This window comes from Planctopirus sp. SH287 (genome assembly GCF_056500625.1).
The window spans coordinates 3,582,629-3,596,275 of record NZ_CM151403.1 but is presented as its reverse complement, the minus strand read 5'-3'; the positions used below and the strand labels follow the sequence as shown (position 1 = coordinate 3,596,275).

Annotated in this window: 11 protein-coding genes; 7 read left to right on the top strand and 4 right to left on the bottom strand. The window is 54.0% G+C overall.

The window, feature by feature from the left end:
- Nucleotides 1-199: 199 nt before the first annotated feature.
- The 3 genes from SH287x_RS13345 to SH287x_RS13335 form a co-directional block, all read right to left on the bottom strand.
- On the bottom strand, nt 200-589 hold the full coding sequence (locus SH287x_RS13345) for a hypothetical protein (protein ID WP_479514809.1): 390 nt from the start codon (nt 587-589) through the stop codon (nt 200-202).
- Nucleotides 590-715: 126 nt separating this feature from the next.
- On the bottom strand, nt 716-1,747 hold the full coding sequence (locus tag SH287x_RS13340) for a DUF1559 family PulG-like putative transporter (RefSeq protein ID WP_479514808.1): 1,032 nt from the start codon (nt 1,745-1,747) through the stop codon (nt 716-718).
- A gap of 305 nt (nt 1,748-2,052) precedes the next feature.
- On the bottom strand, nt 2,053-2,991 hold the full coding sequence (locus SH287x_RS13335; protein ID WP_479514806.1) for a helix-turn-helix transcriptional regulator: 939 nt from the start codon (nt 2,989-2,991) through the stop codon (nt 2,053-2,055).
- Nucleotides 2,992-3,544: 553 nt separating this feature from the next.
- Here SH287x_RS13335 and SH287x_RS13330 point away from each other — a divergent pair.
- The 7 genes from SH287x_RS13330 (at nt 3,545) to SH287x_RS13300 (ending at nt 11,458) form a co-directional block, all read left to right on the top strand.
- A complete protein-coding gene (locus SH287x_RS13330) occupies nt 3,545-4,132 on the top strand; it encodes an anti-sigma factor family protein (RefSeq protein ID WP_479514805.1) in 588 nt (195 codons plus the stop codon).
- Nucleotides 4,133-4,193: 61 nt separating this feature from the next.
- A complete protein-coding gene (locus tag SH287x_RS13325; RefSeq protein ID WP_479514804.1) occupies nt 4,194-5,348 on the top strand; it encodes a hypothetical protein in 1,155 nt (384 codons plus the stop codon).
- Nucleotides 5,349-5,450: 102 nt separating this feature from the next.
- Nucleotides 5,451-6,617 (top strand): NAD(P)/FAD-dependent oxidoreductase, encoded by a 1,167-nt coding sequence (locus SH287x_RS13320; RefSeq protein ID WP_479514803.1) that lies wholly within the window; start codon nt 5,451-5,453, stop codon nt 6,615-6,617.
- A gap of 285 nt (nt 6,618-6,902) precedes the next feature.
- The gene (locus SH287x_RS13315) at nt 6,903-7,865 is read left to right on the top strand and encodes a pilus assembly FimT family protein (RefSeq protein WP_479514802.1); all 963 of its coding nucleotides are present in this window, start codon (nt 6,903-6,905) and stop codon (nt 7,863-7,865) included.
- A gap of 79 nt (nt 7,866-7,944) precedes the next feature.
- Nucleotides 7,945-8,811, top strand: a complete 867-nt coding sequence (locus SH287x_RS13310; protein ID WP_479514801.1) for a type IV pilus modification PilV family protein — start codon at nt 7,945-7,947, stop codon at nt 8,809-8,811.
- Complete coding sequence (locus tag SH287x_RS13305; RefSeq protein WP_479514800.1) at nt 8,808-9,719, top strand: type II secretion system protein GspJ; 912 nt, start codon at nt 8,808-8,810, stop codon at nt 9,717-9,719. The genes SH287x_RS13310 and SH287x_RS13305 overlap by 4 nt, the downstream gene beginning before the upstream one ends.
- The gene (locus SH287x_RS13300; protein ID WP_479514799.1) at nt 9,716-11,458 is read left to right on the top strand and encodes a type II secretion system minor pseudopilin; all 1,743 of its coding nucleotides are present in this window, start codon (nt 9,716-9,718) and stop codon (nt 11,456-11,458) included. Before SH287x_RS13305 ends, SH287x_RS13300 begins: the two co-directional genes overlap by 4 nt.
- 339 nt (nt 11,459-11,797) lie before the next feature.
- Here the strand turns inward: SH287x_RS13300 and SH287x_RS13295 are convergent, their stop codons facing one another.
- Complete coding sequence (locus tag SH287x_RS13295; protein ID WP_479514798.1) at nt 11,798-13,426, bottom strand: hypothetical protein; 1,629 nt, start codon at nt 13,424-13,426, stop codon at nt 11,798-11,800.
- Nucleotides 13,427-13,647: the final 221 nt, after the last annotated feature.

The window sequence follows — 13,647 nt, the reverse complement described above, 5'->3', positions numbered from 1 at the left end:
GAGTTGAAATGCCGGAAACCGAATGAGTGCCTGTCCGGAAATACTCCCTCTTCCGCCTGCGGGAGAAGCCAAGGTTGAGAAAGCTGGGGTGAGGGCCGATGAACCTTCCATGTTTCCAAAGCCAATACCAATCCCCTCATCCGGCCTGCGGCCACCTTCTCCCTCAGGGAGAAGGGTTTGAGCGTTTCCGGATAGCCTCTTACTTGGGCAACTGATCCTTGGTGAGTTCAAAATGAAATTCGTTCTCACCCCGCTCCACCATCTTCACGGGATCTTTAACTCGCATGGGGGGAATGCGAGTCTCCAGCCAGTGCTGCTTCACATCGCTGGAGTCTTCAGAGTAAGTCAGCATGGCCGAGTGCTTGCCCAATTCGGCGCCTTTATAGCCATTGGTGTGATAGAGCACATAACTGCCATCACTGCTGGTGACCGCCAGTGAAGGACGACCACCGCTGGCCGGAGCGAAGACCACCATGACATCCTGGAGCGGTTCGCCATCGACAGTGACCTTGCCGAAAACGGTTCCCAACTCGGGGCCGTCATAGCGGGAACAACCCGAGAGGCTCACCATGAGCAACAGGCCCTGCATGATGGCCACTCTGCGCCAGGATCTTGTCAGGAAATTTGAAGGAAGACACATACTCTCATGTCTTTCGGGGAGTTTGGAGAAATAGAATCAACACCAATTTCTAACCAGCATTTTTTCTTGAGAGGATCAAAACTCTCCCACCGCTCGGCCATCATCAATCGACACGAGGTACTCAAAAACGCTGTCAGAGATCAGCATTTCAGCCGGTGGCTTGCTGAAGTCGTAAGGGATCCATTGAATGTTCTCGCTGAGAAACCGCACCGAGCCATCACCCATGCAGACATGGACGCCCCCCACATGCCGGCTGCTGATCGCTAATGAGCCACCAACCGGATAGTTGATTCCGCCGGCTGCGTTAAACGCGATGTCTTCCAGTTTATTCCGCGTGGCGTACATGGAAGTCGCCGTCGCCTGGCCAAACACGAGCGCCGCTTTAGACGTCTGAACCACGCTCAATCCCAGCTTTTGTTGATAAGCCCGCTCGCTCACCATGATCGTGTTCGACAGCCCATCGGTGACGTGTGAAAACTTGGCTCCCCCACCCACCATAAACATGCCATCCGCCATGAGATGAAACTGGCCTGTCCCTGTCTGCCCATTGGTGGCGACATTCCCGCGATTCTGGCTGAATTCCTGCGTCCCGTTGGCAACAACATAATTGGACAAAGACGTCTGCACGTCTGCTCCCGCTGCCGTTTTCAGCATCCGCTGATCATTGACCTTGGGCGCGGGATCGGAGGGGCAAAGGTAGACCGGATAAACCGCCGTGAGAGCCTGCAGCGCCGCCGCATTCGTGAGTTGGTTTTTCAACCGCTTGTTGCCAACTTCCAGCGCATTGAAAGTGACGGCTTGCTCCATGAAAGGCATCAGGAACGCTCCCCAACCCCATTGCGAGGTCGCAACCAGAGTCCCGCCGGGAACAACCGTCCCATTGGAAAGTTGATTCCCTTCCTCACCCGTGGTGATCATGGGAAGCTGGCGATAGGTCTCATGATAGTTGTGGATCGCCAGACCGATCTGCTTCAGGTTGTTTTTGCACTGAGAACGACGTGCCGCCTCTCGGGCCTGCTGAACAGCTGGCAACAGCAAGGCAATCAGGACCGCAATGATGGCAATGACCACCAACAGCTCAATGAGCGTAAATCCGCGCCGCGACATTCTGTGACCCCTTAAATAAATCCGGAAAAATGGTGGGAGCAACTGAACCCGCCTGCCCATTGGCAACTGACATGCCAGCACTCTTTCAGCGACATCAGGACTACGCCCCACGTATTGGCGCAAGATGTTCAAGAGAAAGAGGTTGCGTCTCCTGAACACCATTGGGGGAACCCCCCGTATTGAAGGGGCCGATTTTTCACGCTTGCATCAAAGCTGCGCAACGGCCTTCAAAGGCGATTTTCGCCAGTTTTATATGCGGCTTTTACAAGCACGAATGCTGCGCAGCCCGCCATGACGACAGATGCTCAGGTGGCATCTGCTCGGAATTGCGAAGGAGTCATCCCGAACGTCTCACTGAAACGGGTGCTGAGATGGGCGCTATGACAGAAACCACAGCGCGTGGCGATCTCTGACAATGGCAACTCCTGGGCGCGGGGATCACTCAGCAATTCCACAGCACGCTCCATACGAACTTGCATCAGGTACTGGGAAGGAGACTTCCCCACAGCGGACTTAAACATCCGGGAAAAATGTCCGCGATTGAGTTCAGCTGCCTGCGACATTTCCTCCAGTCCGATCACCTCTCCATAAGACTGATGGATAAACTCCATGGCTCGCCGAATCCCCGGCGACTTGGAATCCGCGGTGAAAAGTTCCGCCGAACTCGTATGCCCTGCCAGCGCCAGGAGGCGTCTGATCATTCCATCGAAGAGTCCATCAATCGCGGTCATTTCGCTGGCGGCATCCGGCTGGCGACATCTCATCTGCAATTGCATGAGAATCCGCTGGAGGGCCTCGTCTCTTAACACTTTGCTGTGCAAGACACTCAGATGAGGTAAGTCCTTTCCCAAAATCTGCCTTATCCGCTCATGCACGAGCGCATAAGGGAAATAGATCACAATGGAATAAAACGGCCCTTTTCCACACAACCGCTCAACGCCAAAAGGATTGCTCAACACCATGTCGCCGGGTCGGTTATGACGAAAAAAACGCCCTTCGCTGAAGTCGACTTCCAGAGGTGAACTGGCATCGCTTTGCAGCAACAAGGAAAGAAAGTACTCGTCAGTCTTTGTCGGGTTGGTGCTGACCAGGGCTTCAGAAATCAGCGAACGGCCAATCTCAAAATGATGCCGTGGCGAACTGTGGAACTCCGTGCGAATAAAACGATCGCGAATCCACCCCGGATCGGCGGCATAACGCCACCAATCATCAATATTTTGCCCAGCCAGTGAAGGGAAGGTCATCAATCATCAACCGGTGATAAAACTGACTGACAGAATCACTCACTCATTCTCACTCAACACATTTTCAAATTGCAAGAACTTTTCCCTCGTGCATTGTCAAAGTCTAGAATTCGGGTCTCTTCTGTTGTTAAGTCCGACAACGGAGGACGTTGCGGCAACATCACCCGAAGACAAAGCCGTGACACGGCACTGGGAAAATAAAGCAGCGTGCCCACACTTTCCAAGTTCGTGCGAACCCTGAAACAAGGTTGAGGGGTTCCAAGTGGGAAGCGATCGGGTATCGTGAAGGCATTAAAATTTACAGAGGGTGGCTTTTGGCTGCCAACTCTGACGGGGATTTACTGCTCACAGACGGTTACAATGGCAATGCGATCACATTTAGCGACAGCAATGAGGCCATGAAGTGACGCCACGCAAGGCATAACACCTTTTTTCTGAATTTTCAGGATGCGATGCTGCTGAATCGGCCTCGCAACAGGCAGATATCGCTGTGATGTGTCGCTGTGGTACATCCACAGTGAAGGTTTTACAGGTGAAGGTTTGATGGGGCACGATGAATCGACAGACGCGATTAACCTCTGAAGTTCGTGAAGATCTTGTCGCTTATCTTGATGGCGAACTGGAGGAAGACCGCGCACAGAATGTTGATTCGTTGCTCACCAGCAACGAAATTGCCCGGCATGAAGTCGAGGTTCTGGCCCGAACCTGGGAACTGCTGGATCTTCTCCCCGCAACCAAAGCCTCGTCCGATTTTGCTGAAAAAACGATTACCAACATCCGGATCGATGCCCAGCCCAAATTGACCCCCTGGCTGACTCTGATTCAGTCGAAGCTTCGAGAAGCCGTTCCCTGGGCCATCAGTGGGGGATTAATTCTGGCTGCAGCTTTGCTTGGATATCAGACGACCAACGCCTTAATCACGAATCCCTCTGATCGCTTGCTGGAAGAATTGCCACTGGTCAAAGATTATGACCAGTATATCGACGTGGAATCGATTCAATTTCTCAAAGAGCTACGTGCCAGCGGTTTGTTTGATGACACCCCACCGCCGCTTCTGAATCGCTCACCAGTTCAAAACGGCTTGCAAACCCCTTCCGCAGGTGGATCTGTGACATCGCCAGGAGGTTCACGTGGAAACTGAATGGCAACGTGGTCTCAACAGATGTTCGGGCGGTAGTGATCAAGAAATCTCCAGACGATCCTTGAGCAGAGGACGGGGCATCGCAGGTTATGTCCTCACTCTGCTGAGCATGTTCGTGGTCTCTTCATTCACGGCTCAGGCCGCTGAGTCGACCCACGAAAAAGTGGAAAAAGGGTTTCGGGAAATTTCCTCAATGACGGCGATTGAACGAGATCGCATTCAGCGGAACTTTGATAACTTCGAGGCCCTGCCAGACGAACGAAAAAGCCACTACCGGACGTTGCATGCAGAACTGGAGGCCGACACAAAAACCGGGGGGGAACTGCATGCCGTCATGCAGACTTACAGCATGTGGCTGAAAACCCTGACTCCCGGCCAACGCGATGATTTACGGCGGGAAGCCGATCCTCTCAAACGCATGCAACTCGTGCGGAAGTTCAAAGAAGAACAAGACGCTCGCACAGAAGCACAAGCGATGTATGTCGGTTCCTGGAGTGAGCGACGCAATCGAATGATGCGTGGCTCAGCATTAAGCGTCAATGACGTGCAGGCCATTCTGAAGATGGCTCTGAATGATCTTCCGGTTGAACTTCAGCGGGAAGCTCAGGCACTCTCTGGTCTGGCTCAGTCTCGCCGCGTGCTGGACTTGTCATTCCGTCAGGCAGGCGGACGGTTACGATGGCCCTTGGATGCCCAGTTGGAACGATTCGTGGCCACGCTCAGTGACACTGACCTGAAGCAACAATTGAACGCCAAAAAAGGGGGCGAAAAGCGACTCGCCTTCCTGGGAATGTTCTACCGTGGCCTGGGAGTGATGGTTAGCTCAGAAATTGAAAACAAGCTCCCGGATGAAGCCGTATTAAAGACGTATTTTGGTGAACTCGACAGCACCCGGCGGGATGAACTGATGCGGCTTCCGCCCGATGATGCACGCAAGCGATTGATTTTCATCTATGTGCAGGAAAAGTCTCCCGAACTGAAAGCTCTCTTTGAGATGCGCCGGGACTTCAGCCAGTTTCCTCCCATGTTTGGTGGCGGTAATGGCCCCGGTGGATCTGGCGGCCCGGGAGCACCGGGTGAACGAGGCCCCCGAAACGACGGAAACCGTGATGGCCCAGGTCGCAGTGAAGGTGGCCGCGGCGAGGGAAGACGCGGGGACAGTGGTCGTGGGGAGAGTGGCCAGAGCGACAGCAGCCGCAGCGAATCAAGCCGATGAGCAGGGTTCGCCGATCAGAACCGTTAAGCATCCGATCCCAGGCTCTTCTCCCGCTCCTCACGCTGGTACTTCGCTGGCCAATTTCTGATTAACGAGGGCTGCGTGGTTGATGATGTGGTCGATCTGCTGATTATCGGGCAGGGAGTCGCCGGTTCGGTGCTGGCCTGGCAGGCTCAATGGCAAGGTCTGCGTGTGCATGTCGCTGATCACGCGGCGGCTGACCCTGCGATTGTCACCGCGTCATCCATCGGAGCCGGCTTAATCACTCCCATTACCGGAGCAAGGCTGGCTCTGGCCTGGAGATATCACGAGTTTTTTTCTGAAGCAGAAACGTTCTACCGTCACGTGGAATCCGTCACGGGTGCTCAATTCTGGAAGCCGCTTCCCGCCATACGCTGGTTGACTCAAGAAGAGGTCATATTCTGGGAAGCCCGCACAGCGCGGCAGCCTGATTTGAATCATGTCATGCACCCATGGGTTCACCAGGGGATTCCCGGCGGCACAACGCCTTCAACAGATACCCCACCCATAATGACAGGGATGTGTCCCTATGAAATGCCTTTGGCGGCCCGTGTTCTGCTGCCCGAGTTCCTCAATGTCACCCGATTATGGCTGGAAAACCAGCAGGCGATCACGCCCGGCCGCGTCTCACCAGATGACTTGATCAAGGAGAAGGATCACTGGATCTGGTCGAAAAAATCGCTGGCTTTCCGGAAGTTAGTCCTCTGCACAGGCTATTCCCCCGAGTTGATCAGACTCCCCTTCCTGGCGGCCAAAGGCGAGATTCTGAAAATTGCCGGATGCTCATTGCCGAGAACTCACACCTGGCATCATCGCCTCTGGGCCACTCCAGAAAAGGCCGATCATTGGCTCATCGGAGCGACCTATGACCCCAAGCACCTTGACTCACTTCCCACAGGGGCCGGCCGGGAAGAAATTCTGGAGAAGTTGAGTGACTGGCCGGTCATGCCCCCAGAAGTTCTGACCCACCGCGCTGCCGTTCGTCCAGCAGTGGCTGGTCAAATGCCAGTCGTCGGCTGGGCACCACCAGCGAAGATATTGAACCCTGAATGGAGAGGGACATTTACGGTTAATGCCATGCAGGAGCCGCCAGCCTGGGGGATTCTCAATGGTTTAGGGTCACGTGGCAGCTTGTGGGCGCCCCTGCTGTCACAATGGCTTTTGAACGCGATGGAAGGGAAGGTGATTCCATCAACCATTCCGCGAGAAGTCGATTTTCAGCGATTTGTCAAAAAAATGAAGCCATGAAAAAGAAGGCCACCTGACGTAGTAGAAATCAATATGCTTTAACTGCAACGGTTCACTCGTTTGGCATCCCATGGGAATTTTGGTGGAGATGATACCGATGTGAAAGCAGCCAACAAGCCGCAAAACGTGCCCATCAACGCGAAGAGGAAGGTGTGACAGGCACTGGATTTCACTCAGTGCGTCGGTTTGAATATCTCAAGGTCGTACAGAACTCTCGGCAGGCTGAGGTGTTTCTGTAAAGACCAGAGGTCTTCGTGGACTTATTTTTTTCATAGGAACCCGCTTTTGAAGTCGACGCATCACGATATCCGTCGCAGGGGACGCTCTCTGAGCCTGTCCGAAAAAACTCCCTCTCCCCTCGTGGAAGAGGATTGGGGTGAGGGGGCCGATGAATCTCCAGTGTTTCCAAAGCCAATAGCAACCCCCTCCTCCGGCTTTCGGCCACCTTCTCCCACAAAGGGAGCAGGGTTTGGGCGCTGTCGGACAGTCACTCAGCCTCTTTTCCTGAAAGATGGGGACCAGCCTGTCTGTGGCCAGACCGTCTTTGGCCAGAGGAACTCTTCAAACAAGCTGCGTCGGGTGATGGGGTTTTCGTTGATTGAAGTGATGCTGGTGCTGGCTGTGCTGGCCATTTTAGCGGCAGTCGTCACTCCAGCGGCTATGCGTCGGCTCGGAGATGCCCGCATGCAGTCTTCTGCGGGGGAAGTGATCCGTCTGCTGACCGAAACCCGGATGATGGCGATGGAGTCCGGGGATTCCGCCGAATTCCGCTTTGAGCCTCTGGGCAGCCATTGCCTGGCCAATACACGGACAGATCTGGAGAATCAGCAGGTCGGTGCGGGCAGCAGTTATTCCTTAAGCGATGCCCTGGGGAAATCGGCTCCACCTCCACCAACCACGACGAATGTTTTCACACGTTCACTCTCGGTGAGCGGGCAACTGGCCACAGGAGTCGCGTTTGTTGATAAGAACAACATCCACCAGGATCAACCCCATTCGGAAAGAGTCGAACAGACCTGGATTTCTAACCTGACAAACGCACAAGAACTTTCAGAACTGAACTGGTCGCGTCCAATTCTGTTCCGGGCAGATGGCACCACCAGCGATACCGAGGTCGAGATCAGCGACACAGCCGGACGCACCATTGTCATTAAGGTTCGTGGTTTAACAGGAAGTGCCACAGCCCTTCCCATGACCGTGGGGGCCATCACAACAAATTCATCTCCGGGAGCGTTGCGAGAGCCGTAATCTGTGTTTTTCCCTCTGTGGAAAGCCACTATTACAATCGCCGATATTGCCCTCTCATGGCCCTGTCACGGAAATCCTGATGATGTTCAAAAAAACGGAAAGCACCATCGGCATGTGGCTTAGGCAAACGTGTCAACGAACCATAAATCCATGCCCACTGGCCAAAATTGATCAGGAGGATCAACGACTCTCTCAGAGTCTATCCGGGAAAACTCCCTCTCCCTTCGTGGGAGAGGGTTGGGGTGAGGGGGCCGATGAACCAGTCGTGTTTCCAGAGCCAATACCAATCCCCTCATCCGGCCTGCGGCCACCTTCTCCCTCAGGGAGAAGGACTGATAGAGATCCCTCAACCGAAGAAGAATTTGAGCGATTTCGGATAGTCTCTCATCCCCTTTTTAATCCCCTGTCGGCGTTGCAGCGATCTTCTGCAAATCGTTCGCAAGGCAAGCAATCAGTGAAAGCCTTCTCCAGAAAAGGATTTTCGCTGTTAGAAGTGATCTTGGCTGGCACCATCTTTCTGGGCGCCACAGTGGCGCTGTCACAACTGATCTGGAACGGCAGCCGGGCGGCGATACAGTCCCGCTTGCTGGCAGAAGCCACCTGGCGCTGCGAATCCAAAATGCAGGAAGTCATGGCCGGAGCTATCCCGATCTCCAGCGGGCAAAACGGAACCTTTACCGATGACACCAACTGGGCCTGGAACATGACGGTCGGGGAAGGGCCATACCCAGAACTTCTCGTCGTGGAGATGGATGTTTCTCGCGAAGGAAGCACTCCGCTGGCCAGCGCGGGTTTTCGCTTGAAACGCTGGATTCGGGATCCTCAATGGTTCATTGATGCCGCCGCAGAAGAAGCCGCCATTGCCGCCGCTGCGACCTCCTCCAGTTCATCCTCTTCAAGTTCATCAACATCGGGATCTTCTTCCAGTTCCGGAGGCAGCCGATGATTTCCCCATCCCGACATCACTCCCGCCGGGCCGGTTTCAATCTGCTGGAAGTGCTTCTGGCAGCCGCGTTGACAGCGATTTTAGTCGCCGGAATTACAGCCTCCCTCAACACGTTTTACCGCAGTACCGTCGCCAGTCGTGTGGAATTGGAGCGATCTCGGTTACTGCGTGCGATCCAGAGGCAAATCGCTGCCGATCTGCGGAATGTCACCTTCAGCCTTCAGGAAGCAGCGTCTGCAACGAGCACCGTTGAGTCCACAACCACCACGGGATCAACAACCGATTCCGGTCAAACAGGAACAGGTTCCGACACAGAAACCGGTAGTTCCTCCACAACCGATCAAACCACAACCGTGATTTCCATTGTGGGAACAGGAGATGAACTGGCGGCAGGCAGCATGGGAGTGGTTGGCGACAGTCTGAATCTCAAATTGCACATCAGCCTCCCCCGCCAGGAAATTCCTGTCAATCGGGCATACGACGACAACTATGTGTCGGTCTCGACCAGCGACCTGAAGCAAGTCAGCTATTTCTGGATGGCCGGTGGTTCAGTCGATTCGTTGACAGGGGAAGCCACCACCAGTGGTTTGGCCCGTTATGAAGCCGACCGCATGGAAGCCACATTTGCAGAAACCTCAGGAAAGCCTTTGGCAACTCCCGCCATTCTCGCCCCCGAAATCGCAGCCATCAGTTTTCGTTATTTTGATGGCACAGCCTGGGTTGAAAGCTGGGACAGCCCCAGCATGCAGGCTTTGCCACGGGCGATTGAAGTCACACTTCAATTCGTCGCCGCTGAAAACCGTTTAGGAAGCATCTTCAACACAGGCGTGGCGCCATTATCGGGACAGGCGACATTTGTCATCGCGGTTCCCCTCGCTGATCCGAAGCCGCCGGAGGAAACACTATGAAGCCGCCACGTTTTTCAAAATCGTCACAACGTCCATCCCAGAAGCTCTGCCATCCAGCCACAACCACTCCCGCCAGAAGGCGCGGCATGGTGCTGGTGCTGGTGCTCGTCGTGACCACATTTCTCACCTATGGAGTCGCCAATTTTTCCCGGCAGATGACCTCGGAACTGGAAGCCACCCGTTTTGATCAAACCAATGTCAGAGTCATGGCTGCGGTTGAATCGGGCGTGGAATTTCTGGCGACCATCGTGGCAGTGCAAGGAGAGACAGCCGCTGAAAGTCTGTGGCATGCTCCAGCAGTCTTTCAAGGTGTCCTTGTCCAGGATGCGGAAGCCTCGCGAGGGCGTGTTCGCTTTTCCGTCGTTTCTCCGCTTCCGCAAGACGTGGTTTTTTACGGCGTCAGGTATGGTCTGCTGGATGAGTCAGGAAAACTCAATCTCAACCGCTTGCCAGCCTTAAAGCTGACCGACGAAGAATTAACCTTCCTGCTTATGGGGATCCCCAACATGACGGAAGAAATCGCAGCAGCCATCCGTGACTGGATTGATACCGATGATGAAACGCTCCCCAACGGTGCCGAGTCCGATTACTACGAAACGCTGTCCCCTCCTTATGCGGCAAAAAATGGCCCGCTGGAATCGCTCGATGAACTGCTGATGGTCAAGGGGGTCACGCCTCAACTGCTCTATGGCGAAGATGCCAATCGCAATGGGCTGCTTGATAAAAATGAATCCGATGGGGAAATGTCACTTCCTCTGGATAACAGTGATTCCAGCCTCGATCAGGGCTGGAGCGCTTACTTCACCGTCTTCAGTCGCGAGAAGAACAAACGCCCCGATGGCACTGCAAAAATCTATCTCAATAACGACTTTCTCACAGATCTTTATGACGAACTCGAAGCCGAATATGGAGAGGATATTGCCAAGTTCGTCGTTGCTTACCGGGTGAGCGGGCCAGTTACAGAAACCACCACAGAACCTGCAACCGGAGCATCGAACTCAGCCACAATTCGCAACATTGGTGCCTCTCCTTCAGGTTCCAGTTCTCAACGTGGCCAGCAGCAGCGAGATTCTCAGGCGGCTCAATCCCTCGTCAAAGGTTTAAGTGAATTAGCCAGCAGTGAAACAGGGACTGTGACTCGTGGCGGGATTGATATCACCAAGGGAGGATCATTTAAGGTCAATTCCATCTTTGATCTCATCGGTGCCAAAGTCGCAACTACAGTCGATGGAGCGAAAACCACGCTGGAGAGCCCCTGGAAGGACGAACCCGAACAACTGGCGGCCACACTCCCCCTCCTGACAGAAGTCCTCAGCACCATTGAAGACGATTTCATTGAAGGCCGGATTAACATCAACGAAGCCCGCCCCGAAGTGCTGTCAGGGATTCCAGGGATGACAGCCGAGCTGCTGGATGGAATTATCGCGTCACAACCGGTCGACTCCTCAGGTCAGCCAAACACCAGCATGATGGCACAGCGAAAGAGCATCGCCTGGCTTTATTCAGAAGGTCTGACAGATCTGGCCATGCTCCGACAGCTTGATCCCTACATCACGTGTGGAGGAAACGTCTACCGTGCCCAGGTCTTGGGTTATACGGATGGTGGTGGCCCCATCAATCGAACTGAAGTGATCATCGATGCCACCGTCAATCCGCCACAGGTCGTTTACCGCCGTGACTTGACCTCATTAGGCCGCGGCTACCCCAGAGAATTCATCGCCCCGGCTGTAGTGGAATAGCACCAATCATCCCTTGGTTGGCACGAAGAGTCTTGAATTCCCAACTCGGAACTCCGTACACGTGTCAAATTGATCTGAAAAAAGTTGTATGTAAAAGACAGCAGTTTTGGGCAAGCATGCTTTTGAGATCATCAACGCGCTATTTCAAGTTGCGATTCGTATGACCACGAGAAATGTCAGTAAAAAAAATCCTCTCATCGCCATTCACCGGCCATGAGAGGATTGATTAATGTCTTTGAGTCTCAGCAGAATGCCCACGTCCCAGAAAAGCACGGCTCAGAAAAGCACGGCTCAGAAAAGCACCACCCAGAGGACATCCTTTCTCGGGGCCTCGACACTTTAAGGTTGGCTGCTGCTACCGCCACCACCGAACGCCCGGCTGGTTGTTCCGGTTGACGTTCTTTGAGGAAGCCGGCGAGTCCCTTCCTGGAACAGGCCCGAGGTATTACCGGTCGAAGTTCGATCACCCAGAGGTCCGCCAGAAGATCCGCTGGCAGCACCAGCTTTAAGTGTGTAAGGACGGTCATCGCCAGGGGTAAAGAGCCGTCGCTTGGGCTTGTAACCGACATAGGCAATGAAATCGCTCAACGAGATGATTCGCACCCCATAAGTTCGTGCTTCGTCCCGCATATCCTTCAGGTGTTCCGCGATTTTCTCAAAACGGGCACGTTCATCATCGGCTGAAGCATTGGCCACTTCAGGGATATCGCCAATCACAAGGAACTTGATCTTCTCAGTGATCGGGCCACCGGTTCGCTCACCCAAATCATCCACTTCAATAGCCATGTTCGCACCGACCGCAGACAGAACTTCTCTCAGGAGATCCCGGTCACTGCGTTTATCGTTATCGATGTCAATGCCACCGACAAACGCGAAGCTTTCAGGACGTCCAGGACTCCAGAGTGGCGTATAGATCAAATCACCAGGGGCAATGGGGCGGTAAAGGTCTTCATCAATGATACGGGCTTCCGACAAGTGAGGGCCGACAATCCGGGTCACTTCAATCTTGCCCTTCACGTCTTCTTTACCGCGGCCAACACCGTAATTATCTTTTTCATAAACACTGAATGTCGTGCGGACTTTCAGCAGATCCGTCTCACCCAGATTGATCCAGACCAGACGGGTGTTGTTGTCGACCCGGGCAATCTTGCCATCAGGAATTTCAAAGCTGACCTGAGTGACTTTGTCGACTTCGTCCGCCAGATTGCGATTGATCAGATTCAAGTTACGAATCTGGGTGTCTCGCTTGGCAAGATCGCGAGCGCCCTGATCTCGCAAGGCATCCATTTCGACCTGAATCTGGTTGTAGTCATTCCGCAGGCGGTTAATCTCATTGTTCTTGGCATTCACTGTCTCAGCGACTTCAGCAATTTTGTTACGAAGGTCGACTTCAGCTTGCAATCGCTTCTGGTCATGCTGATCGGAACGATCACGGTAGGATTTTTCCAGTGCCAGCAAATCGCCTTGCACCTTATTCAGATTGGCGGTGGTCTGGTCACGATCAGCAGCGGTTGAGTCGAGTTCTTGCCGCAGCTTCTGGAGCGTTGCGAGGAATGTCGGTTGAGCCTGTGGCCCACCCAGATTCCGAATTTCTTCTCGCATCTTGCCAGTGACAGTCTGCGGGTTGTTGGGATTCGCCGGATCAGTCACTTCAGCCAGATCCAGACCCACCAGCTTTTTCAGCTCCACCAGATCGTTATCGACCTTCTTGTAAGCGGTATCCGAACCACGGGCTTTGGTGTCGGCAGCCAGGGCTTTCACCTGCTCCTCCGACATCCCGCGATGGAACATGTACGTGGTCACGCCCAGAATGATGCTCAGCATCACAAAGAATATGAGCGAACCCACGACGGCTGGGGACTGCTTTTCGGCCATGCTGTTCTCCACCTCAAAATCGACGCCATTCCATGGCGGACACGCGACTGAGCCTCCGGCAACAGCAGGCGAGCCAAACACCTCAATCACCATCAGACTGCCTGAAGCAGCCGGCTAGTTCGCGAAATGTCGGCAGGATTTGCCCAACAGGTCTAGTCTAATGTGCCACTGAGTCGAGTCAAGGCGTTACTGCAAAAACGGTTATAACAATTCCGCCGACCTCATGGCCTGCGGGAGGAAGGGAATCCCCCTATCCTCAAAGGGATGTGTCGAGACGACTATCGGTCATCGCCAGCCTCAAGTCTTCCCGGATC

Excerpts from the sequence above, each read along its gene's own strand:
- SH287x_RS13345 (WP_479514809.1), bottom strand. The coding sequence starts at position 589 with ATGCAGGGCCTGTTGCTCATGGTGAGCCTCTCGGGTTGTTCCCGCTAT.
- SH287x_RS13340 (WP_479514808.1), bottom strand. The coding sequence starts at position 1,747 with ATGTCGCGGCGCGGATTTACGCTCATTGAGCTGTTGGTGGTCATTGCC.
- SH287x_RS13335 (WP_479514806.1), bottom strand. The coding sequence starts at position 2,991 with ATGACCTTCCCTTCACTGGCTGGGCAAAATATTGATGATTGGTGGCGT.
- SH287x_RS13330 (WP_479514805.1), top strand. The coding sequence starts at position 3,545 with ATGAATCGACAGACGCGATTAACCTCTGAAGTTCGTGAAGATCTTGTC.
- SH287x_RS13310 (WP_479514801.1), top strand. The coding sequence starts at position 7,945 with ATGATGTTCAAAAAAACGGAAAGCACCATCGGCATGTGGCTTAGGCAA.
- SH287x_RS13305 (WP_479514800.1), top strand. The coding sequence starts at position 8,808 with ATGATTTCCCCATCCCGACATCACTCCCGCCGGGCCGGTTTCAATCTG.
- SH287x_RS13300 (WP_479514799.1), top strand. The coding sequence starts at position 9,716 with ATGAAGCCGCCACGTTTTTCAAAATCGTCACAACGTCCATCCCAGAAG.
- SH287x_RS13295 (WP_479514798.1), bottom strand. The coding sequence starts at position 13,426 with ATGGTGATTGAGGTGTTTGGCTCGCCTGCTGTTGCCGGAGGCTCAGTC.